This window comes from Methylopila musalis, from assembly GCF_042679725.1.
GTDB lineage: Bacteria > Pseudomonadota > Alphaproteobacteria > Rhizobiales > Methylopilaceae > Methylopila > Methylopila musalis.
The window spans coordinates 1-8,137 of the sequence record NZ_JBHTMX010000132.1 but is presented as its reverse complement, the minus strand read 5'-3'; the positions used below and the strand labels follow the sequence as shown (position 1 = coordinate 8,137).

The following is an 8,137-nucleotide window of genomic DNA, read 5'->3' as shown; positions in this document are numbered from 1 at the left end:
CGCGAGGCGGAGGAGGCCATGCTGGCGCGCGAGGCGGAGCGGCTGCGCCGCATCGAGGCCGCCGAGGACGAGGTCCGCGCCCGGATCGAGGCCGCCGTCGCGTTCGCGCCCGAACCTGCGCCCGAGATCGAGCCGGCGCCCGCCGCCGCTCCGGAGCCCGTGGCGGAGCACGAAGACCCGGTGGTGGTGCCGCTGCCGCGCTCGTCGGCCGCCGCCGCCGCCGACGAGGCGGAGGCGATCATGACCCGCCTCAAGGCGCTGCGTGAAGGCGTCGCCGCATGACCGGCCAGCGCATCCATCTGTTTCCGCTGATGATGACGGCGGCCGCCGCCCTGCTCGGCCTCAAGCTGGTCAGCTTCGCCACCGGCGAGAGCTACCTGTTCACGGGCCGCGCCGAAGCCGCCTCCGCCGCCAAGTCCGAGCCTCCGAAGGCGGAGGAGCCCAAGGCGGCCGAGCCCGCGCCGAAGCCCGCGCCCGAGCCGCCCCCGCCGGACGTGTCGGCTTCCGAGCGCGCGCTGCTCGAGGCGCTGCAGAAGCGGCGCGAGGTCATCGAGGCGCGCTCCAAGGACGTGGACCTGCGCGAGCAGCTGCTGAAAGCCGCCGAGAAGCGGGTCGAGGAGCGCCTCGACGAGCTCAAGCGGCTGGAGGAGCAGGTGGCCGCCGCCGACGCCCGCCGGGCCGAGGAGGAGAAGGGCAAGCTGAACGAGCTGGTCGCCATGTACGAGGCGATGAAGGTGAAGGAGGCGGCGCGCATCTTCGACGCGCTGGAGCCGTCGGTGCTGCTGCAGGTGGCGGCGCGCATGAAGCCGCAGCGCATGTCGGAGATCATGGGCAAGATGGCGCCCGAGGCGGCCCAGAAGCTGACCGTGGCGCTGGCGCGCCGGGAGGGCGTGGGCGCGCTGACGCCCCAGGCCGCGGCCGCCGCCCTCACCGACCTGCCCAAAATCGAGGGGCGTCCCGCGACGCCCTGACGCCAGCGGGTGGCTGCTCTTCGCCTCCGCGCCCCGTGACGATGGGCGCGCGCCTCGCTATATGAGGCCGACCGCGCCCGCGGGCCGCGTCCACGCGCCCGGACGGTTCGCTTTACGGAGGCCCAACCCATGTCCGTCGACGCCGAAAAGACGCCCGTCACCGTGCTCACCGGCTATCTCGGCGCCGGCAAGACCACGCTGCTCAACCGCATCCTGTCCGAACCGCACGGCAAGAAATACGCCGTCATCGTCAACGAGTTCGGCGAAATCGGCATCGACAACGAGCTTGTGGTGGGCGCCGACGAGGAAGTGTTCGAGATGAACAACGGCTGCGTCTGCTGCACGGTGCGCGGCGACCTGATCCGTATTCTCGAAGGGCTGATGAAGCGCAAGGGCAAGTTCGACGCCATCATCGTCGAGACCACGGGCCTCGCCGATCCGGCGCCGGTGGCCCAGACCTTCTTCATGGACGAGGAGGTGGCCCGCAAGGCCCGTCTCGACGCGGTGGTGACGGTGGCCGACGCCAAATGGCTGACCACGCGCCTCAAGGACGCGCCGGAGGCCAAGAACCAGATCGCCTTCGCCGACGTGATCCTGCTGAACAAGACCGATCTGGTCTCGGGTGAAGAGCTTGAGGAGGTCGAGGGCCGCATCCGCGGCATCAACCCCTACGCCCGCGTCATCCGCACCGTGAAGAGCGCGGTTCCGCTGAACGAGGTGCTGGACAAGGGCGCCTTCGACCTCGACCGCATCCTGGCGCTGGAGCCCGCCTTCCTCGAAGCGGACGACCACGACCATCATCACCACGATCACGGCCACGGCCATGACCACCACCATCACGACCACGGTCCGGACTGCGGCTGCGGCCACGATCATGGCCACCACGACCACGGCCACAAGGGTCACGACCATCACGATCATGGCCACGACCACAAGGCGCATGACCACAAGGATCACGGTCACGACGCCAAGGGTCACGACGCGAAGAGCCATGGCGGCCTGAAGCACTACCACGACGAGACCATGCAGTCGGTGGCGCTGGAGATCCCCGGCGACGTGGACCCCGAGAAGTTCATGCCGTGGGTCAACGCGCTGGCCCAGTCCGACGGCCAGAACTTCCTGCGCTGGAAGGGCATCCTCGCCTTCAAGGGCGAACCGCGCCGCTTCGTGTTCCAGGGCGTGCACATGATCCTGGACGGCGACCTGCAGCGGGAATGGACGCCCGAGGAGACGCGGCGGTCCAAGCTGGTCTTCATCGGCAAGGAGCTGGACGAGGCGAAGCTGCGTCAGGGCTTCCAGGCCTGTGCGGCGTAGTATCCTCCGATGCATCAGGATTATTCAGATATTCGGTCACGAATACCGGAGCCGCCTCTTTGGTATGATGCGCACGGCGTGCCTCGCTATGAAAAATTTCACCCGTCGCGAGCGGCGTCCATTTATCTAAACGAGTGCGCATTGATCGAAATCGAGTGCCAATATTGCGCGCATCGATTTGTAATCTCGCTTTCGGTCATAAATCTCTATCTTCCACAGGATGCAGACCGCGAAGTCCCCTCTTCGCCTCGCGCCTGGGTCGCGGATGCGATCCGCGACGACAAGGTGCAGTGCGGAGATCCTCCGAACATCCGTTGCTGTTCGGCCGGACCGACGGAGACAAGCGTCCCTCTGAACGTCATCGAGTATTGGCGACGTGGGGGCGGCCCAACGAAGTGGAGCTGGATTCGGGACGCCGAGTTTGAGATGGCTTTAGGCCGAAATGAACATGAAGACTGATCAGGAATGACGTTATCTCACGACGCCGGCTATCCCTCGCTCGCCGACCGCATGACGCCGGTCGAGGCCGGGGCCTATGTGATCGCGGCCACGTTCCTCGGCGGCGCGCCGGTGTTCGCGCTCGGCGACGGCGCCGTGCTGTTCGTCACCGGCGAGGGCGACCTGCGCGTCCCGGCCCATGACGGCGGGCTGCTGGCGGCGGCGACCGCGCTGGGGGTGCTCGTCACCGGCGGCGACGACGGACGGATCCTGCGGTTTCAGGGCGCGGCCGCGCCCGAGACCCTGGGCGAGGCCAAGGGCGGCTGGATCGACGCCGTGGCCATCGGCCCGGACGGCGCGGCGGCGTGGTCGTCGGGCAAGCGCGTCGTCGCCCGGGACGGCAAGGGCGCGCTGAGGAGCTTCGACGCGCCCTCCACCGCCCGCGGCCTCGCCTTCGCGCCCAAGGGCTACCAGATCGCCGTCGCCCATTATGGCGGCGTGTCGCTGTGGTTCCCGCGGGTCGAGGGCCCGGCCAAGACGCTGCCGTGGAAGGGCAGCCACATCGACGTCACCTTCGCGCCGGACGGCCGTTTCGTGGTCACCACCATGCAGGAGAGCGCGCTGCACGGCTGGCGCCTGTCGGACGGCGGCAACATGCGCATGTCGGGCTATCCGGGGAAGGTGAAGTCGCTGGACTGGACCGCGGACGGCAAGTGGCTCGCAAGCTCGGGCGCCGACGCCGCCATCCTGTGGCCGTTCCAGAGCAAGGAAGGGCCGATGGGCAAGGCCCCGAAGGAGCTCGGCGTCCGCCCGTCGCGGGTCGCCCGCGTCGCGGGCCATCCGAGCGCGGCGGTGGTGGCGCTGGCCTATGAGGACGGCTGCATCCTGCTCGCGCGCCTGACCGACGGGGCGGAGCTGCTGGCCCGGCCTGCGAGCGCCGGCGGAACCGTGACCGCGCTCGCTTGGGACCCGTCCGGCGCGCGGCTCGCCTTCGGCACGGAGGAGGGCGCCGCGGGCGTCCTCGCGCTGCCCGAAGGCTGACGGCCGGCTTCAAGGCCGCGAAACGCGCGGGGGCCGCCCCGCGCGCTCATCTCATATCGACGAACGATCGCTCAGTCCGGGCGGCGGGCCCAGGGGCGCGTCCCGGCCGGGATCTCGTGCTGGGTCGTGGCGCCGGTCGGCTGCAGGTAGAACGGCACGTCCGGCCACCGGCCGGCCGCGAGCTGGCGGCGGGTGGGCGCGTTGGTCACCGCGAAGGCGTCGAAGCCGCAGCGGCGCATCAGCGGCATCTGGTCGATCAGCACGTCGCCCACCGCCCGGACCTCGCCGCGATAGCCGTAGCGCTCCCGGAGAAGGCGCGCGGAGGACATGGCGCGGCCGTCGGCGTATTTCGGGAAGTTCAGCGCCACCAGCGCCACCCGGTCCAGATGGGGGGCCAGCTCCTCGATCGCCTCGTTCGGCTCCACCAGCACGCCGAGCGGCGCGTTGCGGGTGGCGAGCGCCTCGCGCTCGGCGAGGAAGCGGGCGAGCGGCAGCAGCGCCGGGCCTTCGGAGACGGCCTCGCCTTCGCCCGCGAGCGTCCATTCGTCCGCCTGGAAGCGGCCGTCGCGCCAGATGGGCAGGTCGGCGGCGGTCTGTTCGGTCGTCATGCGAAGCCTCGGTCAGCCCAGACGGCGCGAGGGCGCCCGCCCGGGAGAAGTCGTAAAGGATCAGGAAGCGGCCGTTTCGACCGGCGTCAAGCCCGAGGGTCGCGGCTCAGATGCCGCTGCCGTCGTGCTCCGTGGTCATCAGGCCCGGCAGATGGATGCCGCATTCGGTCTTTTCCCGGCCGCGCCAGCGTCCCGCGCGCGGGTCCTCGCCGGGCTTCACCCGGCTGGTGCAGGGCGCGCAGCCGACCGACAGATAGCCGAACTTCACCAGCGGATGCTCCGGCAGGCCGTGCTCGATCCGGTAGGCCTCGATGTCCTTCGAGGTCCAGTCGGCGAGCGGGTTGACCTTGATGCGCGGGCCGTCCGCCTCGAAGGCGGGCAGCGAGGCGCGGAAGGCGTTCTGGAACCGCTTGCGGCCGGAGATCCAGGCTGGAAAGTCCTTCAGGGCGTCCGCGAGCGGCTCCACCTTGCGGATGCGGCAGCAGAGATCGGGATCGGACTGCCACAGGAAGTTCTCGGGATCGAGCCGCTTCAGCCGCTCCGGCTTCGGCCGGTGGCTGCGCACGTCGGTGAGCCCGAGCCGCGCCACGAGGTCGTCGCGATAGGCGAGCGTCTCCTCGAACAGCTGCTCGGTGTCGATGAAGATCACCGGCGTCGAGGGATCGACCTGCGCCACCAGATGCAGCAGCACGGAGGAGTCCGCGCCGAAGCTCGACACCATGGCGATCCGGTTGCGGAACAGGTGCTCCACCGCGGCGCGGATCAGCTCCAGCGCGGTCTGGCCGCGATGGCGGCGGTCCAGATGATCGGCGAGCGAGGTGGCGCGCTCGGCGGCGCGGGCCTGCGCGACCGGCGCAAGCGGAAATTTAGGCCGCTCCATAGAGCGCCTCCTTGAACGGTTGCTGCCCGAGACGGCGCACGGCGGCCAGGAAGGTCTCCTCCGGGCTTTCGCGCAGGCGCAGATAGGTGTCGACCACGGTCTCGACCGCGTCGACCACGTCCTCGGTCTTGAAGCCGGGGCCCACCAGCGCGCCGACCGAGGCGGTCTCGTCGCCGGAGCCGCCGAGGGTGATCTGGTAGACCTCCTCGCCGCGCCGATCGACGCCGAGCAGGCCGATATGGCCCACATGGTGGTGGCCGCAGGCGTTGATGCAGCCGGAGATCTTGATCTTCAGCTCGCCGATCTCCTTCTGCCGCTCCGGCGCGCCGAAGCGGGTGGAGAGGTCCTGCGCCAGCGGGATCGAGCGGGCGTTGGCGAGGGCGCAGTAGTCGAGCCCCGGGCAGGCGATGATGTCGGTGACGAGCCCGGCGTTGCCGGTGGCGAGCTCCTGCGCCTTCAGCGTGGCGTAGAGCGCCGGCAGGTCGTCCAGCGCCACATGGGGCAGCACCAGGTTCTGCTCGTGGCTGACGCGGATCTCCGACTGGGAGTAGCGGTCGGCGAGGTCGGCCACCACCTCCATCTGCCGGTCGGTGGCGTCGCCGGGAATGCCGCCGATCGGCTTCAGCGACACGGTGACGACGCCGTAGCCCGCCGCCTTGTGGGGGGTGACGTTGTTCTCCACGAAAGTCGCGAACTCGCGGCTGTCGGCCTTGGCCGCCTCCAGCACGCCGGAGCGGGCCGGCTTCTCGGGCAGGGTCGGCGGCGCGAAATAGGCCGTGATGCGCGCGATCTCGCTCTCGGGCAGGCGAAGCAGGTCGGTCTTGCGCACCTCCTCGTACTCGGCCTCGATCTGGCGGGTGATCTCCTCTGCGCCGGTTTCGTGGACGAGGATCTTGATGCGCGCCTTGTACTTGTTGTCCCGGCGCCCGTGCAGGTTGTAAACCCGCATCACCGCCTCGATGTAGGTGAGCAGCTCCTCCTCGGGCAGGAAGTCGCGCACCTTGTGGGCGATCATGGGAGTGCGGCCCTGGCCGCCGCCCACATAGACGGCGAAGCCCACCGCGCCGTCCGGCCCGTGCTTCAGCTCCAGCCCGATGTCGTGCAGCTGGATCGCCGCCCGGTCATGGGGCGCGCCGGTGACCGCGATCTTGAACTTGCGCGGCAGATACGAGAACTCGGGGTGGATCGACGACCACTGCCGCAGGATCTCGGCGTAGGGGCGCGGATCGGCGATCTCGTCGGCGGCGGCGCCGGCGAAATGGTCGGTGGTGACGTTGCGGATGCAGTTGCCGCTGGTCTGCAGCGCGTGCATCTCCACCGAGGCGAGCTCGTCGAGGATCGCCGGAATGTCCTTCAGCGCCGGCCAGTTGAACTGGATGTTCTGCCGGGTGGTGAAGTGGCCGTAGCCCTTGTCGTAGACGCGGCCGATGTGGGCGAGCTTGCGCAGCTGGCGCGCGGACAGCGTGCCGTAGGGAATGGCGATGCGCAGCATGTAGGCGTGAAGCTGCAGGTAGACGCCGTTCATCAGCCGGAGCGGCCGGAACTGGTCCTCGGTCAGCTCGCCGGACAGCCGGCGCTCCACCTGGTCGCGGAACTGGGCGGTGCGGGCGGCGACGAAGCCGTGGTCGAACTCGTCGTAACGGTACATGGAACGAACTCCTCAGGCGCCGAGCGGACGGGCGAGGTCCGGGCGCACCGTGGGGCCTGCGGCGCGGATCACCTCGCGCAGGCGTAAGGGGCGCAGGCCCGAAGGCTCCCGTTCCACGTCGATCGGATAGGACTCCACCACCACCCGCGCGGCCTCGGAGCGCTTGCCGGCCTCCACCGCGGCGGCGAGCGTCTCGGGCGAGGCCAGCAGCTCGGCCTCGTTCAGCCGCTCGGTCCATTCGCCGCCGGGGGCGAGATAGACCACGAGCCCGTCGATGAGACGGTTGGCGGTGACGACCTGGGTGGCGGCCTTGGTCTTGGCGGCCGACTTCTGGATGGGCGCGGACATGGCGTGAAACGAACCTTCAGGCGGCGGCGGCGCCGGCCGCCTCAGCGAAAGGGATGGCGTCGGCGAGATCCGCCTCCGCGAGCGAGGGGCCGATCAGGATGAGGGCGGGGCCGTCCACGTCGTCGCGCTCGGCGAGGCCGGCGAGAGCGCGCAAGGGGCCGGCGAAGACGCGCTCGTCGGCGCGCTCGGCGTTTTCGACCGCGATGGCGGGCGTGTCCGGCGCGAGGCCGGCCTCCAGCAGGCGCGCGGCCACGAGGCCGGCGACCGTGCGGCCCATATAGACGGCGACCGTCGCGCCCGACAGCGCGAGCCGGCCCCAGTCGGGCAGGGTGCGTCCGTCGAGGTCGTGGCCGGTGGCGAAGACGAGGCTGGAGGCGACCCGGCGCAACGTGAGCGGAACCCGCGCGGAGCTCGCCGCGGCCAGCGCCGCGGTCACGCCCGGCACCACCTCATAGGCGACGCCGGCGGCCTTGAGCGCGGCCATCTCCTCGCCGGCGCGGCCGAAGATCATGGGATCGCCGCTCTTCAGCCGCACCACGCGGCGGCCGGCTTTGGCCTCGCGCACCAGCAGCGCCTCGATCTCGGCCTGGGTCGCCTCGTGGCGGCCCTTGCGCTTGCCGACGAAGACGCGCTCGGCGTCGCGGCGGCCCATGGCGACCACCTCGGACGGCACCAGCGCGTCGTGCACGATCACGTCGGCCTCCTGCAGCACCCGCTGGGCGCGCAGCGTCAGCAGGTCCACGGAGCCGGGGCCTGCGCCGACCAGCCACACGAAGCCGGACAGGTCCGGCTCGGCCGCGATCTCGCGCATGGCGAGCGCCCGGGCGCCGGGGAGGTCGCCCGACAGCGCACGGGCGGCCACGGGGCCGTCGAACAGCCGGGCCCAGAA

Annotated in this window: 8 protein-coding genes and 1 pseudogene; 4 read left to right on the top strand and 5 right to left on the bottom strand. The window is 70.5% G+C overall.

Going from position 1 to position 8,137, the window contains the following annotated elements; genetic code table 11:
* From ACFQ4O_RS12730 to ACFQ4O_RS12715, 4 genes and pseudogenes are all read left to right on the top strand, one after another.
* A pseudogene (locus ACFQ4O_RS12730) lies at positions 1–282 on the top strand (hypothetical protein); the annotation flags it as partial.
* Positions 279–971 (top strand): MotE family protein, encoded by a 693-nt coding sequence (locus ACFQ4O_RS12725; RefSeq protein ID WP_378776068.1) that lies wholly within the window; start codon positions 279–281, stop codon positions 969–971. The pseudogene ACFQ4O_RS12730 and the gene ACFQ4O_RS12725, both read left to right, overlap by 4 nt.
* Before the next feature lie 129 nt (positions 972–1,100).
* Entirely contained in the window at positions 1,101–2,285 is a 1,185-nt protein-coding gene (locus ACFQ4O_RS12720; RefSeq protein ID WP_378776067.1) for a CobW family GTP-binding protein, read from the top strand.
* Positions 2,286–2,750: 465 nt separating this feature from the next.
* The gene (locus ACFQ4O_RS12715) at positions 2,751–3,764 is read left to right on the top strand and encodes a WD40 repeat domain-containing protein (protein ID WP_378776066.1); all 1,014 of its coding nucleotides are present in this window, start codon (positions 2,751–2,753) and stop codon (positions 3,762–3,764) included.
* A gap of 71 nt (positions 3,765–3,835) precedes the next feature.
* Here the strand turns inward: ACFQ4O_RS12715 and ACFQ4O_RS12710 are convergent, their stop codons facing one another.
* From ACFQ4O_RS12710 to cobA, 5 genes are all read right to left on the bottom strand, one after another.
* Entirely contained in the window at positions 3,836–4,372 is a 537-nt protein-coding gene (locus ACFQ4O_RS12710) for a DUF934 domain-containing protein (protein ID WP_378776065.1), read from the bottom strand.
* A 106-nt stretch (positions 4,373–4,478) separates the two neighbouring features.
* Positions 4,479–5,252, bottom strand: a complete 774-nt coding sequence (locus ACFQ4O_RS12705; RefSeq protein ID WP_378776064.1) for a phosphoadenylyl-sulfate reductase — start codon at positions 5,250–5,252, stop codon at positions 4,479–4,481.
* Positions 5,239–6,900, bottom strand: a complete 1,662-nt coding sequence (locus tag ACFQ4O_RS12700) for a nitrite/sulfite reductase (protein WP_378776063.1) — start codon at positions 6,898–6,900, stop codon at positions 5,239–5,241. Before ACFQ4O_RS12700 ends, ACFQ4O_RS12705 begins: the two co-directional genes overlap by 14 nt.
* Before the next feature lie 12 nt (positions 6,901–6,912).
* Positions 6,913–7,248: a DUF2849 domain-containing protein gene (locus ACFQ4O_RS12695; RefSeq protein WP_378776062.1), complete on the bottom strand. Its 336-nt coding sequence runs from the start codon at positions 7,246–7,248 to the stop codon at positions 6,913–6,915.
* Positions 7,249–7,264: 16 nt separating this feature from the next.
* On the bottom strand, positions 7,265–8,137 hold an 873-nt coding region (gene cobA, locus ACFQ4O_RS12690; protein WP_378776061.1), incomplete at its 5' end, for a uroporphyrinogen-III C-methyltransferase.